Origin of the sequence: Pseudomonas sp. FP2309 (assembly GCF_030687575.1) — a bacterium.
Taxonomy (GTDB): domain Bacteria; phylum Pseudomonadota; class Gammaproteobacteria; order Pseudomonadales; family Pseudomonadaceae; genus Aquipseudomonas.
Map to the genome: position 1 here is coordinate 652,520 of NZ_CP117439.1, position 26,982 is coordinate 679,501.

Annotated in this window: 26 protein-coding genes; 9 read left to right on the top strand and 17 right to left on the bottom strand. The window is 62.6% G+C overall.

What is annotated here, in order from left to right:
* Positions 1–5: 5 nt before the first annotated feature.
* Together PSH59_RS02810 and ureE are read right to left on the bottom strand one after the other, a co-directional pair.
* Positions 6–680, bottom strand: coding sequence for an urease accessory protein UreF (locus tag PSH59_RS02810; protein ID WP_248077506.1), 675 nt, complete (start codon positions 678–680; stop codon positions 6–8).
* Positions 677–1,177 carry an urease accessory protein UreE gene (ureE, locus tag PSH59_RS02815; protein ID WP_248077509.1) on the bottom strand — a complete coding sequence of 167 codons (501 nt, stop codon included), beginning with the start codon at positions 1,175–1,177 and terminating at the stop codon, positions 677–679. The genes PSH59_RS02810 and ureE overlap by 4 nt, the downstream gene beginning before the upstream one ends.
* Before the next feature lie 277 nt (positions 1,178–1,454).
* Between ureE and PSH59_RS02820 the strand changes: the two genes are divergently transcribed.
* Positions 1,455–1,949, top strand: coding sequence for a C40 family peptidase (locus PSH59_RS02820; RefSeq protein ID WP_248077512.1), 495 nt, complete (start codon positions 1,455–1,457; stop codon positions 1,947–1,949).
* Positions 1,950–1,954: 5 nt separating this feature from the next.
* On the opposite strand, the gene PSH59_RS02825 is transcribed toward PSH59_RS02820, so the two are convergent.
* Complete coding sequence (locus PSH59_RS02825; RefSeq protein WP_248077515.1) at positions 1,955–2,587, bottom strand: TetR family transcriptional regulator; 633 nt, start codon at positions 2,585–2,587, stop codon at positions 1,955–1,957.
* 152 nt (positions 2,588–2,739) lie between these two features.
* Entirely contained in the window at positions 2,740–3,153 is a 414-nt protein-coding gene (locus PSH59_RS02830; protein ID WP_305394253.1) for a hypothetical protein, read from the bottom strand.
* A 346-nt stretch (positions 3,154–3,499) separates the two neighbouring features.
* Here PSH59_RS02830 and PSH59_RS02835 point away from each other — a divergent pair, with 346 nt between their 5' ends.
* Positions 3,500–5,569, top strand: coding sequence for an AsmA family protein (locus PSH59_RS02835; protein ID WP_305394254.1), 2,070 nt, complete (start codon positions 3,500–3,502; stop codon positions 5,567–5,569).
* A 54-nt stretch (positions 5,570–5,623) separates the two neighbouring features.
* On the opposite strand, the gene PSH59_RS02840 is transcribed toward PSH59_RS02835, so the two are convergent.
* On the bottom strand, positions 5,624–6,154 hold the full coding sequence (locus tag PSH59_RS02840; RefSeq protein WP_248077523.1) for a bacterioferritin: 531 nt from the start codon (positions 6,152–6,154) through the stop codon (positions 5,624–5,626).
* Between the two features lie 176 nt (positions 6,155–6,330).
* Between PSH59_RS02840 and PSH59_RS02845 the strand changes: the two genes are divergently transcribed.
* Positions 6,331–7,221 carry a triacylglycerol lipase gene (locus PSH59_RS02845; RefSeq protein ID WP_305394255.1) on the top strand — a complete coding sequence of 297 codons (891 nt, stop codon included), beginning with the start codon at positions 6,331–6,333 and terminating at the stop codon, positions 7,219–7,221.
* Here the strand turns inward: PSH59_RS02845 and PSH59_RS02850 are convergent.
* Positions 7,218–8,096, bottom strand: a complete 879-nt coding sequence (locus PSH59_RS02850) for a DMT family transporter (protein WP_305394256.1) — start codon at positions 8,094–8,096, stop codon at positions 7,218–7,220. The two genes, PSH59_RS02845 and PSH59_RS02850, sit on opposite strands and share 4 nt — an antisense overlap.
* A 97-nt stretch (positions 8,097–8,193) precedes the next feature.
* Here PSH59_RS02850 and PSH59_RS02855 point away from each other — a divergent pair, with 97 nt between their 5' ends.
* From PSH59_RS02855 to PSH59_RS02865, 3 genes are all read left to right on the top strand, one after another.
* A complete protein-coding gene (locus PSH59_RS02855) occupies positions 8,194–8,982 on the top strand; it encodes a helix-turn-helix transcriptional regulator (protein WP_305394257.1) in 789 nt (262 codons plus the stop codon).
* Between the two features lie 71 nt (positions 8,983–9,053).
* A complete protein-coding gene (locus PSH59_RS02860) occupies positions 9,054–9,356 on the top strand; it encodes a PsiF family protein (protein WP_305394258.1) in 303 nt (100 codons plus the stop codon).
* Between the two features lie 194 nt (positions 9,357–9,550).
* Positions 9,551–10,564, top strand: coding sequence for an AI-2E family transporter (locus PSH59_RS02865; RefSeq protein WP_305394259.1), 1,014 nt, complete (start codon positions 9,551–9,553; stop codon positions 10,562–10,564).
* A gap of 75 nt (positions 10,565–10,639) precedes the next feature.
* On the opposite strand, the gene PSH59_RS02870 is transcribed toward PSH59_RS02865, so the two are convergent.
* Complete coding sequence (locus PSH59_RS02870; protein WP_248077535.1) at positions 10,640–11,908, bottom strand: Hsp70 family protein; 1,269 nt, start codon at positions 11,906–11,908, stop codon at positions 10,640–10,642.
* 238 nt (positions 11,909–12,146) lie between these two features.
* On the opposite strand from PSH59_RS02870, the gene PSH59_RS02875 reads away from it, so the two are divergent.
* The 3 genes from PSH59_RS02875 to PSH59_RS02885 all read left to right on the top strand — a co-directional run bounded on the left by PSH59_RS02875 (position 12,147) and on the right by PSH59_RS02885 (position 18,344).
* Complete coding sequence (locus tag PSH59_RS02875) at positions 12,147–13,085, top strand: DnaJ C-terminal domain-containing protein (RefSeq protein WP_248077540.1); 939 nt, start codon at positions 12,147–12,149, stop codon at positions 13,083–13,085.
* A 93-nt stretch (positions 13,086–13,178) separates the two neighbouring features.
* Positions 13,179–14,480, top strand: coding sequence for a dermonecrotic toxin domain-containing protein (locus PSH59_RS02880; RefSeq protein ID WP_305394260.1), 1,302 nt, complete (start codon positions 13,179–13,181; stop codon positions 14,478–14,480).
* A gap of 24 nt (positions 14,481–14,504) precedes the next feature.
* The gene (locus tag PSH59_RS02885; protein ID WP_305394261.1) at positions 14,505–18,344 is read left to right on the top strand and encodes an NEL-type E3 ubiquitin ligase domain-containing protein; all 3,840 of its coding nucleotides are present in this window, start codon (positions 14,505–14,507) and stop codon (positions 18,342–18,344) included.
* Between the two features lie 48 nt (positions 18,345–18,392).
* On the opposite strand, the gene ureC is transcribed toward PSH59_RS02885, so the two are convergent.
* The 10 genes from ureC to urtB form a co-directional block, all read right to left on the bottom strand.
* On the bottom strand, positions 18,393–20,093 hold the full coding sequence (gene ureC / locus PSH59_RS02890) for an urease subunit alpha (RefSeq protein WP_248077552.1): 1,701 nt from the start codon (positions 20,091–20,093) through the stop codon (positions 18,393–18,395).
* 116 nt (positions 20,094–20,209) lie between these two features.
* The gene (locus PSH59_RS02895) at positions 20,210–20,515 is read right to left on the bottom strand and encodes an urease subunit beta (protein WP_248077558.1); all 306 of its coding nucleotides are present in this window, start codon (positions 20,513–20,515) and stop codon (positions 20,210–20,212) included.
* Complete coding sequence (locus PSH59_RS02900; protein WP_305394262.1) at positions 20,512–21,045, bottom strand: N-acetyltransferase; 534 nt, start codon at positions 21,043–21,045, stop codon at positions 20,512–20,514. The genes PSH59_RS02895 and PSH59_RS02900 overlap by 4 nt, the downstream gene beginning before the upstream one ends.
* A 5-nt stretch (positions 21,046–21,050) precedes the next feature.
* Positions 21,051–21,563, bottom strand: a complete 513-nt coding sequence (locus tag PSH59_RS02905) for a GNAT family N-acetyltransferase (RefSeq protein WP_248077564.1) — start codon at positions 21,561–21,563, stop codon at positions 21,051–21,053.
* 9 nt (positions 21,564–21,572) lie between these two features.
* On the bottom strand, positions 21,573–21,875 hold the full coding sequence (gene ureA / locus PSH59_RS02910; RefSeq protein ID WP_003171437.1) for an urease subunit gamma: 303 nt from the start codon (positions 21,873–21,875) through the stop codon (positions 21,573–21,575).
* 3 nt (positions 21,876–21,878) lie between these two features.
* Positions 21,879–22,718, bottom strand: coding sequence for an urease accessory protein UreD (locus tag PSH59_RS02915; protein WP_305394263.1), 840 nt, complete (start codon positions 22,716–22,718; stop codon positions 21,879–21,881).
* Positions 22,719–22,749: 31 nt separating this feature from the next.
* Positions 22,750–23,448 carry an urea ABC transporter ATP-binding subunit UrtE gene (gene urtE, locus PSH59_RS02920; RefSeq protein ID WP_305394264.1) on the bottom strand — a complete coding sequence of 233 codons (699 nt, stop codon included), beginning with the start codon at positions 23,446–23,448 and terminating at the stop codon, positions 22,750–22,752.
* A 129-nt stretch (positions 23,449–23,577) separates the two neighbouring features.
* Positions 23,578–24,399, bottom strand: coding sequence for an urea ABC transporter ATP-binding protein UrtD (urtD, locus tag PSH59_RS02925; protein ID WP_248077573.1), 822 nt, complete (start codon positions 24,397–24,399; stop codon positions 23,578–23,580).
* A gap of 8 nt (positions 24,400–24,407) precedes the next feature.
* On the bottom strand, positions 24,408–25,475 hold the full coding sequence (gene urtC / locus PSH59_RS02930; protein ID WP_248077576.1) for an urea ABC transporter permease subunit UrtC: 1,068 nt from the start codon (positions 25,473–25,475) through the stop codon (positions 24,408–24,410).
* Positions 25,475–26,977 carry an urea ABC transporter permease subunit UrtB gene (urtB, locus tag PSH59_RS02935; RefSeq protein WP_305394265.1) on the bottom strand — a complete coding sequence of 501 codons (1,503 nt, stop codon included), beginning with the start codon at positions 26,975–26,977 and terminating at the stop codon, positions 25,475–25,477. The genes urtC and urtB overlap by 1 nt, the downstream gene beginning before the upstream one ends.
* Positions 26,978–26,982: the final 5 nt, after the last annotated feature.

Consider the following 26,982-nt stretch of genomic DNA (forward strand, 5'->3'; position numbering starts at 1 on the left):
TTCTCCTAGGAACGGAACAGGCGGCTGTACTGGCGCTCATGGGCCATGCATGCCAGGGACAGGCCGAACGCGGCGCTGCCGACAGTGTTGGGGGTGACGCGGCCGGCGTCCTGCTGGGCCTGCTGCAGCAGCGGCAGCAGTTCGCTGGTCAGGCGTTGGGCGGCTTGCTGGCCCAGGGGCAGAGTTTTCATCAGCACGGCCAATTGGTTTTCCAGCCAGCTCCACAACCAGGCGGCGAGGGCGTCGTCGGGGCTGATCTGCCAGGCGCGAGCCGCCAGGGCCCAGCCCAGCGCCAGATGGGGTTCGCTGCGTTGTTCGAGGAAGGCACGGGCGGCGCTGTCCAGCTCCGGCAGGCCGTTGAGCAACTGCTGCAGCGAATAGCCCATCTGCCGGCTTTCCTGATACAGCTCGCGGGTTTCGCGGCTGGCCTGGTGTGCTTCGCATAATTGCGCCAGCGTCGGCCAATCCTGCTCGGCAGCGGCGCGGCAATGGGCGAGCAACAGCGGCGCCTCGAAGCGTGCGAGGTTGAGCCGTAACTGGTCGCTGATCCAGCGGCGAGCGCTGGCTGCATCACTGACGCGACCATTGTCCACGGCCATTTCCAGGCCCTGTGAATAGCTGTAGCCGCCAATCGGCAATTGCGGACTGGCCAGACGCAGCAGCGCCCAGGCTGGGTTCATAGACGCACGCCGAACTGGTGCAGCTTGGGCGGGTAATTGAAGTCCTCATCGCCGTGACGCGAATGGTGGTGACCACCGCCATAGGCACCGTGTTCCGGCTGGAACGGTGCTTCAAGGCTTTCGGTGTGGGCGCCCAGTTGTTCGAGCATGGCCTTGAGCACGTAGTCATCGAGCAAGCGTAACCAGCCATCGCCGACCTGCAACGCCACATGGCGGTTGCCCAGGTGATAGGCGGCGCGGGTCAGTTCGAAGGCGCTGGCGCAGGTGACGTGCAGCAGTTGTTCAGGCCGGGCGCACACGCGTACGACACGTCCGTCTTCGGCCTGTAGGAATTCGCCATCGTGCAGCGGTGGCTGGCCGCGCTCCAGGAACAGGCCGACGTCTTCGCCGTCGGCACTGAAACAGCGCAGGCGGCTTTTGCTGCGTGCCTCGAAATTCAGCAGCAACTCGGCGGCCCAGAGGGCCTGGGGGGCGATTCGGCGGTGGATCACCAGCATCAGAAAGCTTCCAGCTATGAGCGATACAACCGCTAGAGCAAGGGGCTTGCCAACCCCGTCGGTGAGTAGGAATTACCTGTAGGCAGGCACTCCAATGCCACTAAACAGGGCGTCGCTGAATGGCTGCTGCGCACCAAATTGGTGCTGTTTGGTGTTTCGCGCACCTGCTGTGAGCGCTTTCGGATTTGTCCTACGCCATATAGCGATTCGACTTTCATCGCGTTACGCGTGCATTCATTAGGCTTTGCGCCGTGTGTCATTCACTGCGACGTTTATCATGTTTAAGTTATTTTGTTGCCTGGCCATTGGCGGTCTGGTCCTCGCGGCTCCAACCGCCTCAGCCAACGTTTCGGCGGCGGCGACCGCTGGCACTGCCCGGCAGTCGTCCATCAGCCATGTGATCGATCGCGCCCACGCGTTGATCGGCACGCCCTACAAGGGCGGCGGTACCTCCGTGGAGCAAGGGTTTGATTGCAGCAGTTTCCTGGTCTATCTGTTCAAGACCGAAGCCAATATCCGTTTGCCGCGCACGACAGCGGCGATGCACCGATCGAGTGCCACGACAGTGCAGCCAGAGGCGCTCAAGCCTGGCGATGCGGTGTTCTTCAAGGGCAATGGGCGCGGCCGGGTCAGTCATGTCGGCCTTTATATAGGCAACGGCCAATTTATCCATTCGCCCAGCACCGGCAAGCGTGTGCGCATCGACTCGTTGAGTAACCGCTACTGGAAAAAACACTACACCGGCGCCAAGCGCTTTCATCCTGGGGCGTGATTGGCTTATTCGGTGCTGCCCAGGCCTTGCCAGTGCTTGAGGCCGATAAAGATAAAGCGCAATTGTTGGGTGATCTTGGCCTGGGGCGTGAGGTGTGCCGGCAGCGCCTGGGCCGGTGGGTCGATGATGTCGGGGAGGGTGGCGAACACGCTTTTCACGATCAGGTCGGCCATCACATGCAGGCCTTCGGGGTCCAGGTGCTGCAATTTGGGCATCAGCGTCAGGTCGGCCGCCAGGTCGCGGGTGATGTCTTCGCGCAGAGCTCCGATGGCTTGGCGCACCGCCAGGCAACCGCCATATTGTTCGCGGGCCAGGAACAGGAATTGCGAACGGTTGGCCGACACCACATCAAGAAAGATCCGCACGGAGGCATCGATAATGCCGCCCATCACGAATTCGTTGTGACGCACCAGTCGAATGGTGGCGCGAAAGGTCTGACCGACTTCACTTACCAGCACCAGGCCAAGTTGGTCCATATCGGCAAAGTGGCGATAGAACCCGGTGGGAACAATGCCGGCCGTCTTGGCCACTTCGCGCAGGCTCAAGCTGCCAAACCCACGGCCACACTCCATCAGATGGCGGGCAGCGTCCATCAGGGCGAGGCGGGTCTGTTGCTTCTGTTCGGCGCGGGGCAGCATGGGCGGGTGAGCTTTGTCGGCAAGTACAGCGAAGCACTCTAGCAAAACCGCTTCGTTGGCGTCGAACTTGGCGGGAGACGTTGCGTGACCGGTGCTACAAAAAGTCAAAAGCCCGATCGACGGATCGGGCTTTTTTCTGGGTCACCACAGGCTTAGCTCTGTGCTTGATGCAGTTCTTGCAAACGATCAGCACCGCCTTCAGCGATACCCTGGGCGTAGGCACGGTCGTTGGCTTGTTCAGAACCGCCTTCGGCCACGGCATTGCGTTCTTGCAGACGATCAGCGCCACCTTCAACCAGGCCTTTCTGTTCCAGGCGATTGCGGCCGTTTTCGGTCAGGCCTTCGGTGTAAGCGCGTTCGTTGGCACGCTGCGAACCATTTTCGGCAACGGCGCCCTTGGCGTAGTCGCGGTTTTCGTCTTCCTGCGAACCGCTGCGGGCCAGGGTTTGGCTCAAATGCACGGCGTCGGCTTTGACTTGTGGGGTAACCTGTTCGGCTGCTGGCAGGGCAAAAGCACTGGAAGCCAGGATAGACAACAGGGCGGTAGCGAGTATTTGGCGTTTCATGATCGGTTGCTCCTTGGGAGGGCGATAAAGTGGGTACGGGGCTAATGCTACTCTCGATAAGTCGATATAAAAGTTCATAAACACAATGGTAATAATCAACGGAATTGATTGTTCGTCGCGGGGGCTCTAGCACGCGCCTCTCAAGCACGCGGTTTTGCACCGAGGTGGGTATTTTCGACACGAACCTGGGTAACAATGGTGCGTCGTCGATGATCGAATCTGTCTGGATGATCAGAAAAATGGCTTTTTGCGACTAAATTGGCGGCGGGGTTAAACCCGCAGGCGGTTTGCCAGTCGTACCCTTATGAGCTGGAGTTCAGCTAGTCGTGTTGAGGAGTTCTGTGCAATGACGCGCACTCGTAAAATCATCGCTTGGAGCTGCGCCAGCTTCGTTCTATTCATCGCCGTGGTGGTGCTGGTCCTGGTGTTCTTTGACTGGAACCGCATCAAACCGCCCCTCAATGCCAAAGTTTCCGAAGAACTGCATCGTCCTTTCGCCATCAATGGCAACCTGGCCGTGGTGTGGCAACGCGAGCCCGATGAAGGCGGTTGGCGTGCCTGGGTACCCTGGCCCCATGTGATCGCCGAAGACCTGACGCTGGGTAACCCCGACTGGTCGAAACAACCGCAGATGGTCACGCTCAAAAAGGTCGAGCTGCGCATTTCGCCCCTGGCCTTGCTGGTGCAGCGCGTGGTGATCCCGCGTATCGACCTCACCGAGCCGAGTGCGCAATTGCAGCGCCTGGCCGACGGCCGCGCCAACTGGACCTTTACGTTCGACCCTAAGGACCCGAACGCCGAGCCCTCCAACTGGGTGGTGGACATCGGTGCCATCGGCTTCGACAAGGGCCACGTCACCCTCGATGACCAAACGCTCAAGACCAAGCTCGATGTGATCATCGACCCCCTGGGCAAGCCGATCCCGTTCGGGGAAATCGTCGGCGATGCCGATGCCAAAAAGGCGCTGGAAAAAGGCTCGGCGCCCCAAGACTATGCTTTCGGCCTTAAAGTCCAAGGCCAGTACCACGGCAAGAAACTTGATGGCAGCGGCAAGATCGGCGGCCTGCTGGCCCTGCAGGACGCGGCCAAGCCATTCCCGATGCAGGCCCAGGTGAAGATCGCCGACACCAGCATCGCCCTGGCCGGCACCCTGACCGACCCGCTTAACCTCGGCGCCCTTGACCTGCGCCTGAAACTGTCCGGCAGCAGCCTGGGCAACCTGTACCCGCTCACCGGCGTCACGCTGCCGGACTCGCCGGCCTACGCCACCGACGGTCACCTGATCGCCAACTTGCACCAAGCCGGCGGTGCCTCCTTTCGCTACGAAAACTTCAACGGCAAGATCGGCAACAGCGATATCCACGGCAACCTCGCCTACCTCGCCAGCCAGCCACGGCCCAAGCTCAGCGGCGATTTGGTGTCCAACCAGTTGCTGATGACTGACCTGGCGCCCTTGATCGGCGCCGATTCCAACGCCAGGCAAAAAGCCCGTGGCGGTGAAAGCAAGCAGCCCGCGACCAAAGTGCTGCCGGTTGAAGAGTTTCGCACCGAGCGCTGGCGCGACATGGATGCCGACGTGGAATTCACCGGCAAACGCATCGTGCACAGCGCCGACTTGCCCTTCACCGACCTCTACACCCACCTGGTGCTCAATGACGGCGAACTGAGCCTTGAGCCTCTGCGCTTTGGCGTGGCCGGCGGCAAACTCGATGCGCAGATTCGCTTGAACGGCCGCATCACGCCGATGGAAGGTCGCGCCAAACTCACCGCGCGCAACTTCAAACTCAAGCAGCTGTTCCCCACCTTCGAACCGATGAAAACCAGCTTCGGCGAGCTCAATGGCGACGCTGATATCGCCGGGCGCGGCAACTCCGTGGCGGCGTTGTTGGGCAGTTCCAACGGTGACTTGAAGATGCTGATCAATGACGGCGCCATCAGCCGTGGCCTGATGGAAATCGCCGGGCTCAACGTCGGCAACTACGTAGTGGGCCGACTGTTCGGCGACAAGGAAGTGAAGATCAACTGCGCGGCGGCCGACTTCGGCATCAAGACCGGTCTGGCGACGACCCGGCTGTTTGTGTTCGACACCGAGAACGCCATCATCTACATCGATGGCACCGCGAACATGGCCACGGAACAGTTGGACTTGACCATCACCCCTGAGTCCAAGGGCTTCCGCCTGTTCTCGCTGCGCTCGCCGTTGTACGTCAACGGCCCGTTCATCAAGCCTAATGCCGGAGTCAAAGCCATCCCGCTGGCGCTGCGTGGTGCAGGCATGGTGGCGCTGGGCGTAATCGCCGGCCCTGCGGCGGGGTTGTTGGCGCTGGTGGCGCCGAGCGGCGGCGAGCCCAATGAGTGCGCGCCGCTGCTGCAACAGATGAAGGAAGGCAAGGCGCCGAAGACGGTGAAGGGTTGAACGTCGAGATTGTCAGAGAGGGCGACCCTGGGGTCGCCCTTTTTTACGCTCGAGTTACAGACTCTCGAGGATGTCGGCCATATCGTCCGCGTGCTCTTCTTCCTGCGCCAGGATCTCTTCAAACAGGCGGCGCGTGGTCGGGTCTTTATCGCCGATGTACTGGATGATTTCGCGGTAGCTGTCCACTGCGATCCGCTCGGCCACCAGGTCTTCGTAGACCATTTCCTTCAGGCTGTTGCCGGCCACGTACTGGGCGTGAGAGTTCTTCGACAGCAGGTCCGGGTTGAACTCCGGCTCACCGCCCAGCTGCACGATGCGCTCGGCCAGTTTGTCGGCGTGTTCGGCTTCCTGGGTGGCGTGTTCCAGGAATTCGTCGGCGGCAATGCTGGCTTTCAGGCCGCTGGCCATGAAGTAGTGACGCTTGTAGCGCAGCACGCACACCAGTTCTGTCGCCAGTGAGGTGTTGAGCAGGCGGATGATTTCTTCGCGGTCGGCATCGTAGCCTTCCGTGACGGCGCCGTTTTCGACGTTTTGGCGGGCGCGGGCGCGCAGGGTCGCAACGTCGGTCAAATGTGCTTCGGTCATCTCAATCTCCTGGTGCTAATCCGGTTTTGCGCCACGCTCTGCCGGCGTGATCGCTCCAAGTTGTGAGTACCGGGCAACGCAAAAAGTTTTATCGGATTTGACGGGAGGTGTCATGAGTGCGTCGCGGGGCGCGGCTATGCTGCACGTACTTTTTCTCGATCAGGGACGTTCGCGTCATGTCGCAGTGGTTAGCCACCCGTTATCCCTTGGTGTTGGTGCCCGGCATGCTGGGTTTCGTGCGCCTGGGCTTTTTTCCCTATTGGTATGGCATCGTTCCTGCGTTGCGGGCAGGGGGGGCGCAGGTGTTCCCGGTGCAGGTGGCGCCGCTGGACGCCAGTGAAGTCCGCGGCGAGCAGTTACTGGTGCAGATCGAGCGGATTCGCCGCGAAAGTGGTGCCGAAAAGGTCAACCTGATCGGTCATAGCCAAGGCGCACTGACGGCGCGCTATGCCGCGGCCAAACGGCCTGAATGGGTGGCGTCGGTCACCTCGGTGGCCGGGCCTAACCACGGCTCGGAGCTGGCCGACCATATTCATCTGCATTACCCCATCGACGGCGCCAAGGGTCGCCTCATGAGCGCGCTGTTCCACCTGGCTGCCTGGGGAATGGGCCTGTTGGAGACCGGCTATCGCGGGCCGCGCTTTAAGGCGGATCTGCATGCATCGCACCATTCCCTGACGAGCGCAGGCGTGGCTGCGTTCAATCGTCTATATCCCCAAGGGCTGCCCGACACGTGGGGCGGGCAGGGCGCGGAACTGGTCAATGGTGTGCGCTATTACTCGTGGTCCGGCACGTTGCAACCGGGCATCACCGACCGTGGGCGCAACCTGTTCGACGGTACCCATCGCAGTTGTCGCTTGTTCGCCCGCAGCTTCGTGCGCGAAAAGGGCCACTGTGACGGCATGGTCGGGCGCTACAGTTCGCACTTGGGCACGGTGATTGGCGATGACTTTGCCTTGGACCATTTCGACATCGTCAATCAGTCCCTGGGCCTGGTGGGTAAGGGGGCCGAGCCGATCCGCCTGTTTGTCGAACATGCCCAGCGCTTGAAAGCCGCCGGGGTTTAAGCCTGGCGGCGCACCGGCGTGGTCCAGCGCTCCGACACAATCACTCCGCCCAAGGTCAGCAAACCACCCACCAGATGGTATGACGACAGCTCTTCCTGCAAGACCAGCGCCGCAATCAGCGCAGTCACCAACGGCAGCAGGTTAAAGAACAGCGTGGTGCGGCTGGGGCCCAGGGTTTTGATCGAATGCATCCAGGCCAGCGGCGCCAGCATTGAGGCCAGCAGACAGGCGTACAACACCAACGGGATATTCGCCCAGCCCAGGCCGGCCTTTGCCGAGCACACAAACAGCGGAAACAGCACGACCACCGCCACTAGGATCTGCAAATACAGCAACACCAACGGCGGCAGGCGCAATTGCCATTTTTTCAGCAGCGTGCTGTAGAGGGCGTAGGCCAGTGTCGCCACCAGCATCATGCCGTCACCCAGGTTGACCCCATGTTGCAGCAGCGCGCCCAGGCTACCGGCCGAGACCACCACGGCCACGCCGGCAAACGACAGTCCGGCCCCGGTGAGGGCGCCGAAGGTCAGGCGCTGGCCGAGGCTGATGATCGCCGCCGTCAGTGCCATCAACGGCATCAGCGACAGGATGATGCCCATGTTGGTGGCGCTGGTCAGCGACGCGGCGTAGTACGCCAGGCTCTGGTACACCGCCATGCCCAGCACGCCGAGGACGAAGATTTTGCCCAGGCTCGGGCGAATCTGCGGCCAGTGGGCGATCACTGGCCTGAGCATGAACGGCGTGAACAGCAAGGCCGCCAGCAGCCAGCGGTAAAAGCCGATCTCGGAGGGAAAGATCGAGCCCACGGCCAGTTTGTTGACCACGGTGTTACCGGCCCAGATAAAAATGGCCAGCAGGGGATACGCGTATTGCATCGAAAGAAACCAGGCGTGTTGATGAGCCGGGATTATCCCCTGTCCGGATCGAAGCCTATACTGCGATCCAGACAACAGACCTCTGCATCCAGACAATATGGCCAGACACACCGTACGCCTCGCCGATTTCCACAGCCTGCCCGGCCCCGTGTACTTCCGTTATTCCGACTTCGCCCCGGACACCGAGTGCACGCCGCACCGGCATGGTTGGGGTTCGCTGGACTACTCCGCCAGTGGCGTGATGCGCATGGAAGTGGCAGGCAAGCGCTTCATGTCGCCGCCGCAATACGCGGTGTGGATCCCGCCGAACACCGAGCACAGTTCCTACAACGCCCAGGCGATTGTCTACCACTCGGTGGGCCTGGCGCCTGAGCTGTGCGAGCAACTGCCGCAGCAGCCTTGCACCCTGGCGATCAGCGATATTCTCAAGGCGATCCTGCGCGATTTTGCCCGGCGTGACGTGAATATTCCGCAGAGCGAAGCCGATGTCCGCCTGGCCCAGGTGCTGGTCGATCAACTCCGGCAAGCGCCGATCCACGATGGTTTCTTGCCCTACGCCCGCCACGCCGGGTTGCTTGGCGTATTGGAAGGTATGCAGGCCGACCCCGGTGACAACCGCCCCCTGGCGCAATGGGCCGGGCAGGTGCATGTGAGCGAACGCACCCTGGCGCGGCAGTTTGTGCGTGAGCTGGGCATGAGCTTCGGCGAATGGCGCCAGCGCCTGCGCTACCTGGCCGCCATCGAAGCCTTGGACAGCGCGCATAGCGTGCAGCAGGTGGCGTTCGACCTGGGTTACAGCACTGCTTCGGCGTTTATCGCCATGTTCCAGCGCCATGCCGGTTGCACCCCGGAGCAATATCGGCGGACGAATATCCGTCGTGGATGAAGATGTAACAGGCTTTGACTACACTGCCCCATAGGCTGCGCCCCTCGGCGCGGTAACAGGGAGAAAACGCCATGAAAATGTCGCGTGTTGCGTTGTTGATGACGGGCCTGCTGCTGTGCGCCCAGGGCTATGCCGCCACCGCCCAGCAAACCAAAATGACCACCTGCAATGCTCAAGCCACCACCAAAACGCTCAAAGGCGACGAGCGCAAAGCGTTCATGAAAACCTGCCTGTCTGCCCCGGCGGCGAATGACGCCAAGACCCTCACCCCGCAGCAGCAGAAAATGAAGGATTGCAACGCGTCGGCCAAAACCAAGGCGCTGGCCGGTGATGCGCGCAAGACATTCATGAGCACCTGCCTCAAGGGCAACTGAGTAGGGCAATCCCCTTGCGAGAGGGGACAAGCTCCCGGTAACGGTGCATCAGCCAGCTCATGCGGAACTGACACATCGCTATCGGGGCAAGCCCCCTGCCACACGTGATCGCATTCACAACACGTCCCCCCTCGCTTGATTCCCTCAAGGCTGGCAGACTGCCCATCCTTTAACGCCGTTCGTTTTGAGGCTGTATGCCAACGTTTTCTCAGCGTCATGTGTTGTTGCTGGCCAGCTACATCATCATTTTCGGCGGACTGCTGCTGGTGCTGCCGCTCAAGTTGTTGCCCAGCCTGCTGGCCGGCCTGTTGGTCTTTGAACTGGTCAACATGCTCACCCCCCAGCTGCAACGGCTGATCGAAGGCCGCCGCGCCCGCTGGCTGGCAGTGGCGTTGCTGGGCACGTTGATCGTCAGCGTGCTGACCCTGATTTTCGCCGGCGCCATCAGCTTCCTGCTTCACGAAGCGGAAAACCCAGGGGCCTCCCTCGACAAATTCATGGGCGTGGTCGATCGTGCGCGCGGGCAGTTACCGCCGTTCCTCGATGCCTACCTGCCCGCCAGCGCGGCCGAGTTCCGCGTGGCCATCGGCGATTGGCTGAGCAAGCACCTGAGCGAACTGCAACTGGTCGGCAAAGACGCCGCGCACATGTTCGTCACCCTGCTGATCGGCATGGTGCTCGGCGCCATCATTGCCCTGCAGCGCATCCCCGACCTGACCAAGCGCAAACCCCTGGCCGCCGCGCTGTTCGACCGCTTGCACCTGCTGGTCCAGGCCTTTCGCAACATCGTCTTCGCCCAGATCAAAATCGCCGCGCTCAACACCGCGTTTACCGCAGTGTTCCTGGCCGTGGTGCTGCCGTTGTGCGGCATCCATCTGCCGCTGACCAAAACCCTGATCGTGCTGACCTTCCTGCTCGGCCTGTTGCCGGTGATCGGCAACCTGATGTCCAACACCCTGATCACCATCGTCGCGCTGTCGCTGTCGATCTGGGTGGCCGTGGCGGCGTTGGGCTATTTGATCGTGATCCACAAGATCGAGTACTTCCTCAATGCGCGCATCGTCGGCGGGCAGATCAGTGCCAAGTCGTGGGAGCTGCTGCTGGCGATGCTGGTGTTTGAAGCCGCATTCGGCTTGCCGGGGGTGGTGGCGGGGCCGATTTACTATGCGTACTTGAAGAGTGAGCTCAAGCTCGGTGGGATGGTTTAAGCACGGGGTTGCCTGGGCTGTCGTAGTGAGCGGGCTTGCCTCGCGCTGGACAAGCCCGCTCACTGCAACCGCCTGTCAGATGCCGTAGCGCTTACTCGCCTCAATCGCCAGGCCGCTGCCGATACTGCCGAAGATATTGCCTTCCACATGCCGCGCATTGGGCAGCATCGCCGAGATGCTGTGGCGCAGCGCCGGGATGCCGCTGGAGCCGCCGGTAAAGAACACCGTGTCCACCTGCGCCACGCTCACCGAGGCGTCGTTGAGCAACTGCGTCACGCTGCCGCGCACGCGTTCGAGCAAGGCATCGATGGACGACTCGAACAACGCCCGGCTGAGGTCGACGCTCAGGCCCGCTTCGATACGGTCCAGCGCCACGTGGCGGTGGTCTTCGTGGGTGAGCTGGATCTTGGTCTCTTCCACTTCCATTGCCAGCCAGTGCCCGGCGCGCTGTTCGATCAGCTTGAACAGGCGGTCGATGCCGCCGGTGTCCTCGATGTCGTAGCGCATGCTGCCCAGGGCCAGTTGGGATTTTTGCGAGTACACCGAGTTGATGGTGTGCCAGGTGGCCAGGTTCATGTGGTGACTGGTGGGCATGTAGGCGCCACTTTTCATACGGCTGCCGTAGCCGAACAGCGGCATCATGCCTTGCAGGCTGAGCTGTTTGTCGAAGTCAGTACCGCCGATGTGCACACCGCCGGTGGCGAGGATGTCGTCGTGGCGGTTGTCGTTGTGGCGACGGTCCGGCGACAGACGCACCAGGGAGAAGTCCGACGTACCGCCGCCGATGTCGACGATCAGTACCAGCTCTTCTTTCTCGATGGTGGACTCGTAGTCGAAGGCCGCGGCAATCGGTTCGTACTGGAACGAGATGTCCTTGAAGCCGATCTTGCGCGCCACGTCGACCAGGGTGTTTTCGGCTTCCTGGTCGGCCATCGGGTCGTCATCGACGAAAAACACCGGGCGGCCCAGCACCACTTCTTCGAACTCACGGCCGGCGTTGGCTTCGGCGCGGCTCTTGAGCTGGCCGATAAACAGCGCCAGCAGGTCGGTGAACGGCATCGCGGTGCCGAGTACGCTGGTGTCGTGCTTGATCAGCTTGGAACCCAGCAGGCTCTTGAGCGAGCGCATCAAGCGGCCTTCGTAGTTTTCCAGGTACTCGTGCAGCGCCAGGCGCCCGTACACCGGGCGACGCTCCTCGAAGTTGAAGAACACCACCGACGGCAAGGTGATTTTGTCGTCCTCCAGCGCAATAAGCGTTTCCATGCCGGGGCGGATCCAGCCGACGGTGGAGTTGGACGTGCCGAAGTCGATGCCGCAGGCACGGGCTGGGGATGGGTTTTTCATGTCTATCGGGTTCCGGTCGAAAAACGGCCGCGCAGTGTATGTCAGTCGAGCGCGGATGCGTAGGCCGACCATCCGTTAAATCGTGCTTGAAACGGCGCGATTCGCCCCCACATCTGGTGCATACGGCAAGTGCCGATAACACTCCGACGCACCCCCAGGCCACACCACTCAACAGGTGCAAAGCAGCGCACGTTGTGCCCCGGGCTGTGCGATCTCGATTAAGGATGGTGAACAGCCGATGGATTTCAAAGACTACTACAAGATATTGGGTGTCGAGCCGAGCGCCGATGACAAGGAAATCAAGGCCGCCTATCGCAAGCTCGCGCGCAAATATCACCCGGATGTAAGCAAGGAAAAAGACGCCGAAGCCAAGTTCAAGGACGCGTCCGAAGCCTATGAAGCGCTTAAAAGCGCCGACAAACGCGCCGAGTACGACGAACTGCGCAAATACGGCCAGCATGGCCAGCCGTTCCAGGGACCACCGGGCTGGCAGAGCCGTGGCGGCTTTGGCGGCGGCCAGGACGCGGGCGATTTTTCTGACTTCTTCAGTTCGATCTTCGGTGGCCGTGGCGACGCCTTTGGTGGCGGCCAGCGTCGTCCTGCCGGGCGTAAAGGCCAGGACGTGGAGATGCAGCTCTCGGTGTTCCTGGAGGAGACACTGTCCACCGAGTCCAAGCAGGTCACCTTCCAGGTGCCGCAATACGACGCGTCGGGCCGACACGTCAGCAATACCACCAAGAGCCTGAACGTGAAGATCCCCGCCGGCGTGACCGACGGTGAGCGTATCCGCCTCAAGGGCCAGGGCGCACCGGGCATTGGTGGCGGAGCCAATGGCGACCTGTACCTGATCGTCAAGTTTGCGCCGCACCCCAAGTTTGAAGTGGAAGGCGAAAACCTGGTGATCACCTTGCCCCTGGCGCCCTGGGAGTTGGCCCTGGGTGCGGAAGTGGCGGTGCCGACGCTCACCGGCAAGATCAACCTCAAGGTGCCGGCCGGCAGCCAGAACGGCCAGCGCATGCGTGCCAAGGGCCATGGCTTGCTGAACAAGGCCGGGGAGCGCGGTTTCCTGTACGTGCAGCTCAAGGCCGTGATGCCCAAGCAGGCGGACGACGAGACCATCGCGTTGTGGCAGGCGCTGGCGAAAAAGGCCAACTTCAACCCGCGCGAGCACTTCTGAAGCGTGTGAGGGGTAACGGCTAAATAGTTACGGCCTGAGCCCGGCGTGCCCCCAGTAGGTTGATACCTTGTTCTTCTGCCAAGGTATCAACCCATGAGCGAACCACATCCAGCTGCCCCGGATATTCCCGTACCGGGAGATCAGGGGCAGCACTATGACCTTATCAAACAGGCGATCCCAGCCTGCCTCACCCGTGCTGCGCCCCAGCGGCGTACGGCACTGCGCCAAACCCCGGCGACCATCCCCGACTGGTATGCCGCCGCCACTGCCGAGCAGCGTGAGCAACTCAATCGCAGCCTGAACGCCCGGTGCGACTCCCAGAACAAGCTCGACCAGTTGATGGCCAATGTTCAGGAGGTCAATGCGTTCGCCCACCCGCTGCTCACCGCAGCGCTGAAGGCCGCTGGCCACGAGCTGGATGTCGATCGGGTGTGCCTGCGTTTGTATGTGCCGGTGGACGATGCTTTCGGCCGCCGCACCAACGGCTACCGCACCAAGACGCTGACACTGCTCGAAGCGGCCCTGAACAATTTTGAGGAACCGGAAGCCCAGGCCGGCTTTTTCAACGCAGCCTCGGGTTTTATCACCTTGCCCGACGCGCGCGGCCATTTCGACCGGCATTCGACCCCTCTCAAGATCGAAGAGTTTGCCCAACTGTGCCGTCGGCTTGACCTGGGCGCGCAATACCAGGCCTACCTGGACAGGCTCCTGCGCCCGGACAACGAAGTGGCCCGGCAACTGCTGCGTATCCGCTACCTCACCAATCGCAAGGATGACTTCAAGGCGGCCGCGCACCTGGCCTTGCTCAAGGGCGATATCGGCGAGGACGATTTTGCCCTGCTGATGCGCGTGGCCAGTGGCGAACAGAATATTCGGCTCGGCGACAAGCAGGTCTGGTATCGCACGCCTTGCCTGATGAACCTGCACCTGCAGGGCTGCGTGATTATCGATCCCTGCGTTGCGCACCAGTATTCGGACTGGTTCATCGTGTATATCCCGGACGACCCGGAACACCCGATCAAGCGCTACGAGTCCTTTGCGGCGTTTCGCAGTGAGCTGACCCGCCAGCTCACTGCGTGGCCGGCGCTCGGCGGCAGCCTGCGCACCCAGACCGGCGTGCCTGATTACCAGCGCTTCTTCAGCCGCTTTATCGCGCACAAGGACCGTCCCTACTACTACCGTCGGTTTACCGAGACCGTGATCAAAGCGCCCTCCGAATCCTGGCTGGCACGCTGGTTACGTTCCGAGCAGGGCGCTTTCTGGGCCAAAACCCTGGCGCCCTCCCTTGTGTTGACACCGCTGCAGTCGATCCTTGGCCAGCCGTACTACACCCGTCGGGAGCCCATCGAAGGGCCGAATCTGGACATCAATGCCGATGCCATCAAGGGGCTCTAGCAGGAAGTCGACCTGTGGGATGAGTTGTACGAAAGCATGCTCACGCGGGTGTTCGACGACGCCCGCACGCTGGCCATTTCCACAGCAGACACGGACGCCGCCAGCCGCTCCAGACGCTTGGCGCATTACCTCAACGTCGGGATCTTTGTCGGCGGTGTGGTGTTGACCGCGCTGTCCATGGCGATTCCGCCCTTGGGTGCGGTCATGGCGGTGGCGACCGCCGGGCAGTTGTTATACGAGGTGCTGGAGGGCACGGTTGAACTGGGCGAGGGCGACCGCGAAGCCGGTTGGTCGCACATCATGGATGTGCTGGAGAACCTGGCGATGCTGGTGGTGGGAGGGGTGGCGTTCCACTTCACCGTGTCACCGCTGATCGAGAACATGAAACCGGTGCGTTTGCCCAATGGCAAGACGCGCCTGTGGAAGCCCGACCTCAAGCCGTACGCCCGTGACATCAGCCTGGCGCCGGGCTCTGGCCCAAGCCGCGACGGTCTGCACCTGCACAACGGTCAACGCGTCCTGCCGCTGGACGGCGAGCATTTTGTGGTGGCCCAGGACCCACTGCCCGAGACCTATCGAATCCAGCATCCGACCCGCACAGAGGCTTACCAGCCGTGGGTGCGGCATAACGGCCAGGGGGCCTGGGTGCACGAGGCAGAGCAGCCCGGCACCTGGGCCGGCGCGACACTGATGCGCCGCCTGGGCCCGGCGATGGAGGGCTTCAGTGACACCCAGCTTGAGCAGATACGCATGGCCTGCGGCGTCAACGAGGATACATTGCGCAGGGTGCATGCCGACGGTCTTCCGACCCCGGCGGTGTTGCTCGACACCGCCCGGCAATTTCGCGCGTATGCGGATGCGGTCAGCGTCAGCGAGCAGATCGCGGCGGGCGCGTTGTCGGACGGGCTGTATGGCTACGCCGCGGCAATGATGACGGAGTTGAACGGTTGGCCCGCCAGCAAAGGGATCGAGGTGTATGAAACCGCCGCGCCGACACCGGCTGTCGCTCGCTACGGCTCGGCCAGCGCGTCGGGCGATGACCTGATTCGCATCAGTCGCCGCGACCTGATGCAGGGGCGCTTGTCGGCCCGCGTGGTGGAAAACCTCGACAGAGCGCAGCGTGAGACCCTGCTGGGCAAGCAGTTGGTGACGGACAGCATGCGCCAGGTCGAGACACTCACTGCGCGTCTGGCCCTGTATGCCAAGGAGCAGCGCACGCGATTGTTCAGCAGCCTGTACACCGAGCAACAACCTCAAAAAAGTCTGCCGATCCAGATTGTGCAGCGCGACTTCAAAGGCGTTCCCACGGGAGTGGCGGGTGAGGTCTTGGCGAGTTCCACCGACGACGAATTGGCGTTTATCGCCACCCATAAACGGCTGCCCCTGCGCCTGGCCGAGCAGGCACGCAAGGCGCAATCGCACATGCGTCTGGTACGCGCCTACGAAGGCCTGTACCTGGACGCCCTGGACAATCCGGACACCGAAGCGCTGGTGCTGCACAGCCTGGAAAACCTCCCAGGCTGGCGTGACGACCTGTGTATTGAAGTACGTGAAGGGGCGTTCCATGGCCCATTGCGCGCCCGTTTCGGTGAGCTGACGGCGTCCAGTCGTAAGGTTCTGGTTCGCCTGGCAGACGGGCGCTATGAAGCGTTCGATGAGCTGGGCAATGGGCTGCATGGCGCCAGTGATCTGTACGGCGCGTTGCAGCATGCGCTGACCGACGCTCATCGCACTTCGATTGGCCTGCCGCATGTGGGGCAGGGCGAGCAGTTAAGGGCCTTGATCGCTGCCAAGGCCTTGCCCCCTGAGGCGTTGCGCAAGGTCTTGGGCATGCAGCCGCAAGCGCTGCCTTTTTTCAGATCGCCGCGGCGATTGTCCGGCCAGCGCCTGGGATACCCATTGAGTGGCCGTGGCACCGGCCGTCGGGGCGACGGGCTGAAGGCGCGCGTGCGCGCGCTGTACCCCAGCATCAGCGATGCGGAACTGCAGGGCTACCTGCAGGACCGCGACCTTGAACACGACGGCTGGCTGCGCGCGCTGGAGGCAGAGTTCAGGGCGTTGGACAGCACGTTGCGCACCTGGGTATTTACCGGCCCCAGGGACGCATCGTCGTTGCAGATTCGCCAGGACGTCCAAGCGGTATTGATCGATGCCTGGCGGCGCAGCGGCGAGCGGGATCTTGACGCCGGCAATCGCTACGTCGGGCAGAAAATCATGCTGACGGGGATTGAACTCGGTGAACACCTGGAGACCCTGCCGAGCCTGCCCGGCAACTTTGACCATGTGTCCAGCCTATCGCTGAACAATTGTCAGCTCACTGATGAGTCGGTCGGCTTCCTGGCGAAGTTCCCCAGGTTGCGCGAGCTGGAATTGGACGACAACGAGCTGACCCAGTTGCCTGCCGCCCTTGAACAGATGCCGTACCTGGATTTCCTGTCGATGGCGGACAACGAGATCGAACTGACCGAGCACACGGCAGGCTACATCAGGAACATGACGCGCCTGCACACCCTGTCCCTGGAGGGCAATCCGCTGGGGCGCGCACCGGATGTCAGTCGCATGGCCGAACTGCGTGCGTTGTACCTGGCCGGCTGTGAACTCAGTGGTTGGCCACTTGGGCTGTTCGCCAAGCCCCGACCGCCTGGGTTCATCCTTGAGCTGGGCGCCAACCCGCTGAGCGAGATCCCCGATGTCGCCCCCGGCTCCGACCGCGCCATGCTCCTGGCCAGGACGCAGGTCAGCCGCGAGCAACTGGCGCCGGATGTGCTCAGCCAACTCAGCCTCTATATCGAATCGGTGGGCCTGGATCCCGCGTCCCACACAGCACCCAGGGGCCTGCAGGACAGTATCGATTGGATAACCGGACTGACTCCCGAACAGTTCTTGCACAAGCAGCAGACCTGGAATGCCCTCGAAGAGGCCGAAGGCAGTGAGCCGTTCTTCAATGAGCTGCGCAAGCTCAGCACCTCATCCGATGCCGGCACCAAGGGGTACAAAGAGGAACTGACCGGCAAAGTCTGGCGCATGCTCGAGGCCATGGCGGCCGATACGGTGTTGCGTGAGCGGCTGTTCAAGATGGCTGCCGCCCCCACCACCTGCGTTGACGCCGGGGCGCAGTTATTCAATGCCATGGGCGTCGAGGTACTGGTGCACCAAGCCAGCGCGATCGAACCCCTCGCGTTGCGAACCCTGGAGCTGCTGGACCTGGCCAAGGGCCGCTCGCGCCTGGACGAGCTGAGCCGGATCGCCAGGGCCAGGGTCAGCGAATTGCTCTCTCAGGGGCGCAAGTTTCCAATCTACGATGACGAGGGCGCCGTCATCACCCAGTTCGACGAAGAGGGCAACGCGGTTCGCAGCATTGACGAAGTGGAGATCCATCTGGCTTATGCCACGCGGCTGGCCGCACGCCTGGATTTGCCCTGGCAGTCACGCAGCATGACCTTCGCCGAACCGGATGTGACCGAGCCGATGCTGGAGGGGGCGGCCAAGCGCGTCGAGGCATTGGAGGCCGGTGACCTGTTGCGCGACAATCTGCTCGAACAGCCGTTCTGGGTCGACCATGTCCAGGCGGCTAACCCACAGGCCTTCGATGCCATGAGTGCCAAGGTGGACGCCTTGGCTGATCTGCAGGAGGCGCAGCAACGATGGCGCGCCGATGGCGGGCTGGCCGCTCAGGAAAAGCAGGCGCTGAAAGAACGGATCGAGGCGCACGCCGTGTTGCTGGGCAAGGCGCCCAGCGAGGTCAGCCCCGGCGCGGTGATGGATGAGCAGGTCTATGACGCTGAGCTGGACAACCTGTGGCAACAGCGTAAAACCCTGTTGCAGACGCTGACGGACCAGATGATGGGGCGCGTCGCCGGTTGAGGTGCCCGCCCGTGCCTGGCCCGCCGGGTGGCCGGGCGCGGGCGGCCTTTAGAACAGGAAGTAACGCTGGGCCATCGGCAGCACGTCCGCCGGCTCGCACCACAGTAACTGCCCATCGGCCTTGACCTGATAGGTTTGCGGATCGACCTCGATATCCGGCAGGTAATCGTTGTGGATCAGGTCGGTTTTCTGCACCTCGCGACAGCCCTTGACCACCGCGATCTGCTTCTTCAGCCCCAGCGCCTCCGGCAGCCCGGCCGCTAATGCGGCCTGGCTGATAAACGTCAGGCTGGTGGCGTGCAGCGAACTGCCGAAGCTGGCGAACATCGGGCGGTAATGCACCGGTTGTGGCGTGGGAATCGAGGCGTTGGCATCGCCCATCAGGCTCGACGCAATTGCGCCGCCCTTGAGAATCAAGGTCGGCTTGATCCCAAAAAACGCCGGGCGCCACAGCACCAGATCGGCCCATTTGCCCACCTCGATCGAGCCGACGATATGGCTGATGCCATGGGTGATCGCCGGGTTAATGGTGTACTTGGCGATGTAGCGTTTGGCGCGGAAATTGTCGTTGCCGGGCCCATCGCCGGGCAGGGCGCCGCGTTGTTTTTTCATCTTGTCGGCGGTCTGCCAGGTGCGTGTGATCACTTCGCCGACGCGGCCCATGGCCTGGCTGTCGGAGCTGATCATCGAGAACGCGCCCAGGTCGTGCAGGATGTCTTCGGCGGCGATGGTCTCTCGGCGGATACGGCTTTCGGCGAAGGCCACGTCCTCGGCAATGCTCGGGTCCAGGTGATGGCAGACCATCAACATGTCCAGGTGCTCGTCGATGGTGTTGCGCGTGAACGGCCGCGTCGGGTTGGTGGAACTGGGCAGCACGTTGGGGAAACCGCAGGCCTTGATGATGTCCGGCGCGTGGCCGCCACCGGCGCCTTCGGTGTGGTAGGTGTGGATGGTGCGGCCCTTGAGCGCGGCGAGGGTGGTTTCGACGAAACCGGACTCGTTGAGCGTGTCGCTGTGGATCGCCACCTGCACATCGTAGTCGTCGGCCACACTCAAGCAGTTGTCGATGCTGGCGGGCGTGGTGCCCCAGTCTTCATGCAGCTTCAACCCGATGGCGCCGGCCTTGACCTGTTCGATCAGCGGCTCCGGCAGGCTGGCGTTGCCCTTGCCGGTAAAGCCGATGTTCATCGGGAACGAGTCGCTGGCCTGCAGCATGCGCGCCAGGTGCCATGGGCCCGAGGTGCAGGTGGTGGCATTGGTGCCGGTGGCCGGTCCCGTGCCGCCGCCGATCATGGTGGTGACGCCGCTGGTCAGCGCTTCTTCGATCTGCTGCGGGCAGATGAAATGCACGTGGCTGTCGATACCGCCGGCGGTGAGGATCATGCCTTCACCGGCAATCACCTCGGTGCTGGCGCCGATGGCCATGGTCACACCGGGCTGAATGTCCGGGTTGCCGGCCTTGCCGATGGCGTGGATGCGGCCGTTTTTCAGGCCCACGTCGGCTTTGACGATGCCCCAGTGGTCAATGATCAGCGCGTTGGTGATCAACGTGTCCACCACTTCATGGGCGAGCAACTGGCTTTGGCCCTGGCCATCGCGGATGACTTTGCCGCCGCCGAATTTGACCTCTTCGCCATAGACGGTGAAGTCCTGTTCCACTTCCACAAACAGCTCGGTGTCGGCCAGGCGGACCTTGTCACCGACGGTGGGGCCGTACATGTCGGCGTATGCCTGACGATCGATTTTCATAACCTGGGTCCTCGGATATGCGCTGCACGTTATTCGCTGCACGCTTCAAGTAAAAGCAAATGGGGCGCCGCAAGCCGCTCTTTCTTGCCGCTTGCAGGTGATGGCTTGCCGTCGACCTAAAGCTCGCCCATGACTCTTCCGGCAAACCCATAAACGCGCCGCAACCCACTCAGGTCGACGAGCTCGACAGTCCTCGCCTGCCCCGGCTCAAACCGCACAGCCGTGCCCGCAGGGATATTCAGGCGCATGCCGCGGCTGGCGGCGCGGTCGAAGGTCAGCGCGTCGTTGGTCTCGAAAAAATGGTAGTGCGAACCCACCTGGATCGGCCGGTCGCCGCTGTTGGCCACGCTCAAGGTGACGGTGCGGCGGCCGACGTTGAGCTCGATCTCGCCAGGCTGGATCTGATATTCACCAGGAATCATGCAGGTTGCCCCAGGGTCTTGAAGTAAATGGCGGTCGGGCTGTAGCGCCCGTCCGGGCTTTGGCAGTAATCGGGCAGTTCGCCGATCTTGGTGTAGCGCAGCGCCTGGTAGAAGGCTTCGGCCGCAGAGCCGGCTTCGGTGTCCAGGTACAGCAGGCCGCGTTTGTGCTGGCGCGCGGCGAGTTCCAGGGTGTGCATCAGTTGCTGGCCCAGGCCATGGCGACGAGCGCTGCTGTGCACCAGCAACTTTTGCACCTCGGCGCGGTTGAGGCCATTGGCCTTTTGGCACAGCGCCAATTGCACGCTGGCCTGCACCTGTTCATCGCGCACCACCACCCACAGCAACAGGCTGGCGTCTTCGATTCCCGCCTGCACGCCGCTCAGGTAAGCGCGGGCCTGGGCTTCATCGAAGTCGGCCATAAAGCCCACCGAGGCGCCGTGCTTGACCGCGTCCAGCAACAGCTCAATCAGGCCCTGGCGGTAATGGGCAAAACTCTCGGCATTGACTCGACGCAGTTGCGCAGCGCTCATCGATCTCACTCCTTGGGCGGTTCGGCGCCCGGGTTCAAGGCCAGTTGCATAAAGGTCAGGTCGAGCCAGCGGCCGAACTTGATGCCCACCTGGGGCATCTGCCCGGTGGTGATAAACCCCAGGCGTTCATGCAGGCGGATCGAGGCCTGGTTGCCGCTTTCGATGGCGGCGACCATCACGTACTTGCCGCCTGCGCGCGCGCGTTCGATCAACGCGTTCATCAGGCGCGGGCCCAGGCCTTTGCCGCGTTGGTCGTTGTGCACGTACACCGAGTGCTCGACGCTGTAGCGGAAGCCTTCAAAGGGCCGCCAATCGCCGTAAGAGGCGTAGCCGGTGACTTCATCGTTTTCCACCGCCACCAGGATTGGGTAACCCTGGGCCTGGCGCGCAGTGAACCAGGCCAGACGGTTGGCCAGGTCCACCGGTTGCTCGTTCCAGATCGCCGTGGTGTTGCGCACCGCGTCGTTGTAGATATCGCGAATGGCGGGAAGGTCCTTTTCGGTTGCATCACGAATCATGGCCGAGCCTCAGGCGATCGGTTGGTGGACGGTGACCAGCTTGGTGCCGTCCGGGAAGGTGGCCTCCACTTGGATATCCGGAATCATCTCCGGGATGCCTTCCATCACCTGTTCGCGGCTGAGCAGGGTGGTGCCGTAGTGCATCAGGTCGGCCACGGTGCGGCCATCGCGCGCGCCTTCCATCAGGGCGGCGGAGATGTAGGCGATGGTTTCCGGGTAGTTGAGCTTCACACCGCGCGCCAGGCGCCGCTCGGCGACTAAACCGGCGGTGAAGATCAGCAGTTTGTCTTTTTCCCGTGGGGTTAAATCCATGGATCAGGTGCTCCAGATTCGTGGTGAAACGGCTTCGCGGCCAAGGAGTGCCGGGCGCAACAGCCGCCATAAATCAATCAACCATGCCCGTGCCAGCAACGCTTCACTGGCCAGGCAGCGCGCGACCAGCAGGCCGGGCAGTTGGGTCAGGTCGCCGCGCACGGCGTTCGGCAGCGCGCGGCAGTGTTCAAGCAGGTCAGGGCCTATCTCGCCGGTGACCAGCAGGGTGGCGAACACCGGTTGCCCGTCCAGGCCGATGGGCGAGTCGAGCAACCCGTCGGCACCGACGATGCGCTGGCGTTCGTGCCAGAGCAACTGGCCGTCGCGGCGGATATCCAGGTGCGATTGAAAGTGCCCAAGGTCGAAACGCTCGTCGCTGGCCGGGCGACCGAGGGCAACCACGTCCCAGTAGAAAAGGCGGGCATCGCCGTGCAGGTCGATGCGGGTGGTGAGTTCGGCCTGGGCGGCGCTGAACACGATGGTTTCCTGGGGCAGCCATTCCAGAGTGGCGCCGGCTTCGACAGTCAGCGCCAGTTGCTGGAACGCCGGGCCGCCGGCGCGGTACCACTTGGCCGCACCGGGGCTGGTCAATTGCGCCCAGGCGCCTGTGGCGACATGGGCGGTTATATCCAGGCGATCGCCGCCGGCAATTCCGCCGGGCGGGTGCACGATGATGTGCTGGCACACCTCGGGGCCCTCGGCGTAGAGGTGCTTTTGCACACGCAGCGGGCCGATGTGGCGGCGCATCACCGGGCGCGTGGTGTCGCCGAAACGCGCGTAGCCGAGTTCCAGTTCGGCATGCCAGTTGGGGGTGAACAGGGCAGGGGTTACGGGCAAATTCATGGTTGTGTGCTTATTGTCAGGACGCTACAGATTAGATGGTTACCAGACCGCGCACACCGTCGCTTTCCATATTTTCTCCACGGCCCTGCTGCACGATTTCACCTCGGGACATCACCAGGTACTGGTTGGCCAATTCAGCGGCAAAATCGTAGAACTGCTCCACCAACAGAATCGCCATGTCGCCACGGGCGGCGAGCTTTTTGATCACGGCGCCGATCTCCTTGATCACCGACGGTTGGATGCCTTCGGTCGGCTCATCGAGAATCAACAGGCGCGGGCGACTGGCCAGGGCGCGGCCGATGGCCAACTGTTGCTGCTGACCGCCGGACAAGTCACCGCCGCGCCGATGTTTCATCTGCAGCAGCACCGGGAACAGCTCGTAGATAAACGCGGGCACTTCCCTGGCCTCGCTGCCGGGAAACCGCGAGAGGCCCATCAGCAGGTTTTCCTCCACTGTCAGCCGCCCGAAAATCTCCCGCCCCTGGGGCACGTAGGCAATGCCGGCGTGCACGCGCTGGTGCGGTTTGAAACCGGTGATGGCTTTACCTTCCCAGTTCACCGCGCCTTCCTTGGCCGGCAGCAAGCCCATCAGGCACTTGAGCAGCGTAGTCTTGCCCACGCCGTTACGGCCGAGCAGGCAGGTGACTTCGCCGATCTTCACGTCAAACGAGAGCCCGCGCAGGATGTGGCTACCGCCGTAGTATTGGTGCAGCTTGTCGACTTGCAGCATTCTCAAAACCTCCTCAATGATCGTTCCCACGCGGAGCGTGGGAATGCATCCCGTGACGCTCTGCATCACCATTGCGCAGCGGGACGCGGAGCGTCCAAGACGGCGTTCCCACGCGGAGCGTGGGAACGATCACCGTCCTAAATACACCTCGATCACGCGCTCGTTTTCCTGCACCTGTTCCAGCGACCCTTCGGCCAGCACGCTGCCTTGGTGCAATACGGTGACGTGGTCGGCAATCGAGCCGACAAAGCCCATGTCGTGCTCCACCACCATCAACGAGTGCTTGCCCGCCAGGCGCTTGAACAGCTCGGCGGTGAACTCGGTTTCGGCGTCGGTCATGCCCGCTACCGGTTCATCCAGCAGCAACAGTTGCGGGTCCTGCATCAGCAGCATGCCGATCTCCAGGAACTGCTTCTGGCCGTGGGACAACAAGCCGGCGGGGCGATGCACGGATGCGGTCAGGCGAATAGTGTCGAGCACTTCATCGATGCGGTCTTTCTGTTCGCCGCTCAGGCGTGCACGCAGGCTGGCCCACACCGACTTGTCGGTCTTCTGCGCCAGTTCCAGGTTTTCGAACACGCTGAGGGCTTCGAATACCGTGGGTTTCTGGAACTTGCGGCCGATACCGGCCTGGGCGATCTGTACTTCGCTCAGGCTGGTCAGGTCCAGGGTTTCGCCGAACCAGGCGTTGCCGTGGCTGGGCCGGGTCTTGCCGGTGATCACGTCCATCAGGGTGGTCTTGCCCGCGCCGTTGGGGCCGATGATGCAGCGCAGTTCGCCGACGCCGATGTACAGGTTGAGGTCGTTGAGCGCCTTGAAACCATCGAAGCTGACGCTGATGTCTTCCAGGGTCAGGATCGTGCCATGGCGCGTGTTAAGGCCCTTGCCGGCGGCCTGGCCGAGGCCGATGGCGTCGCGGCCGCTGCCGGCGTCGAAGATAGGTTCAAGCATGACGTTCCTCACTTCTTCAACAGGCCGATGACGCCCTTGGGCAGGTACAAGGTGACGATGATGAACAGCGCGCCGAGAAAGAACAGCCAGTACTCCGGGAAGGCCACGGTGAACCAGCTCTTCATGCCATTGACCACGCCGGCGCCGAGCAGCGGGCCGATCAGTGTGCCGCGCCCGCCCAGGGCCACCCACACGGCGGCTTCGATGGAGTTGGTCGGCGACATTTCGCTGGGGTTGATGATGCCCACCTGCGGCACATACAACGCCCCGGCCAGGCCGCACAGCACCGCGCTCAACACCCACACGAACAGCTTGAAACCGCGCGGGTCGTAGCCGCAGAACATGAGGCGGTTTTCGGCGTCACGCAGGGCGGTCAGCACGCGGCCGAACTTGCTTTGCGCCAGGCGCCAGCCGATGTACAGGCTCGCCACCAGCAGCAATACCGTGGCGGTAAACAGCACGGCGCGCGTGCCCGGCTCGGTGATGCCAAAGCCCAGGATGCTGCGAAAGTTGGTAAAGCCGTTGTTGCCTCCAAAGCCCGTCTCGTTGCGAAAAAACAACAACATCCCGGCGAACGTCAGGGCCTGGGTCATGATCGAGAAGTACACGCCCTTGATCCGCGAACGGAAGGCGAAGAAACCGAACACCAATGCGAGCAAACCCGGCGCCAGCACCACCAGGCACAGCGCCCAGAGGAAGTGATCGGTGCCGGCCCAGTACCAGGGCAGTTCGGTCCACGACAAAAAGGTCATGAACGCCGGCAACTCACTGCCGGCAGCCTGGCGCATCAGGTACATGCCCATCGCGTAACCGCCCAGGGCAAAAAACAAACCGTGGCCCAGGGACAGCATCCCGGCATAACCCCACACCAGGTCCAGGGCCAGGGCGACGATGGCGTAGCAGAGAATTTTGCCCACCAGGGTCAGGGTGTAGGCCGACACATGCAGCGGGTTTTCCGGCGTGAGCAGTGAGCACAACGGCAAGGCCAGCAGCAGGATCAGGATGATCGCACCGGCGGCAACCGTCGCCTTGGGACCGGCCTTTTGCGCGGCCGTGAGCATCAATGGCTGGTTCATCAGTCGATCACCCGTCCTTTCAGTGCGAAGAGTCCCTGCGGGCGTTTCTGGATAAACAGAATGATCAGCGCGAGGATCAGGATCTTGCCGAGCACGGCACCGATCTGCGGTTCAAGAATCTTGTTGGCAATGCCCAGGCCGAACGCTGCGGTGACACTCCCTGCCAGTTGGCCGACGCCGCCGAGCACCACCACCAGGAACGAGTCGATGATGTAGCTCTGGCCCAGGTCCGGGCCGACGTTGCCGATCTGGCTCAGCGCCACGCCGCCCAGGCCCGCGATGCCGGAACCCAGGCCAAACGCGAGCATGTCCACACGCCCGGTGGGCACGCCGCAGCAGGCGGCCATGTTGCGGTTCTGGGTGACGGCGCGCACGTTAAGGCCCAGGCGCGTCTTGTTCAACAGCAGCCAAGTGAGCACGACAACAAAGAGTGCGAAGGCAATGATCACGATGCGGTTGTACGGCAGCACCAGGTTGGGCAACACCTGGATGCCGCCGGACAGCCATTGCGGGTTGGCCACCTCGACGTTCTGCGCGCCGAACACCAGGCGCACCAGTTGGATCAGCATCAGGCTGATGCCCCAGGTGGCGAGCAGGGTTTCCAGGGGGCGGCCGTACAGGTGGCGGATCACCGTACGTTCCAGCGCCATGCCGATGGCGGCGGTCACAAAAAACGCCACCGGCAGCGCCACCAGCGGGTAGAACTCGATGGCTGCGGGTACGTAGCGCTGCATCAGTAACTGCACCACGTACGTGGAGTAGGCGCCGAGCATCAGCATCTCGCCGTGGGCCATGTTGATCACGCCGAGCAGGCCGAAGGTGATCGCCAGGCCCAGCGCGGCCAGCAGCAGGATCGACCCCAGGGACATGCCGCTGAAGGCTTGGCCGAGGATCTCGCCCATCATCAATTTGCGTTTGACCTGGGCCAGGCTGGTTTCGGCGGCGGTGTGCACGCCGGCATCGGTTTCGATGCCGGGGGCCAGCAAGGCTTCCAGGCGCGTGCGGGCCAGCGGGTCGCCGGTGCTGCCGAGCAGACGCACGGCGGCCAGGCGTATGACCGGGTCGGGGTCGACCAGTTGCAGGTTGGCCAGGGCCAGGCTCAGCGCGGTGTGCACGCCTTCGTCGGTTTCGGCGGCGACGCGCTGGTCGAGGAATTTGAGCTGCGCCGGTTGTGCGCTTTTTTGCAGGGTTCGCGCGGCGGTCAAACGGACCTTGGGATCGGCGGCGAGCAGTTGCTGGCTGGCTTGTACGTTATCGATCAGGCCGCGCAGGCGGTTGTTCAGGCGCACGGTTTTGGTTTCGCCGTTGAGCGTGAGCTGGCCTTGCTCCAGGGCGTCCACCAGCTCGATGCGCGCCGGGTCGGGGTTGGCGGCCCAGTCCTGGAGGAGTTTGGCTTGTTGCGCCGGGTTGGCGGCGAGGAAGTCTTCGGCGTCGCTTGCGTGTACCGCCAAAGGCAGTAACAGCAGCAGTGCCAGGAAATAGCGATGGAGGGCAGCGGGCATAAACA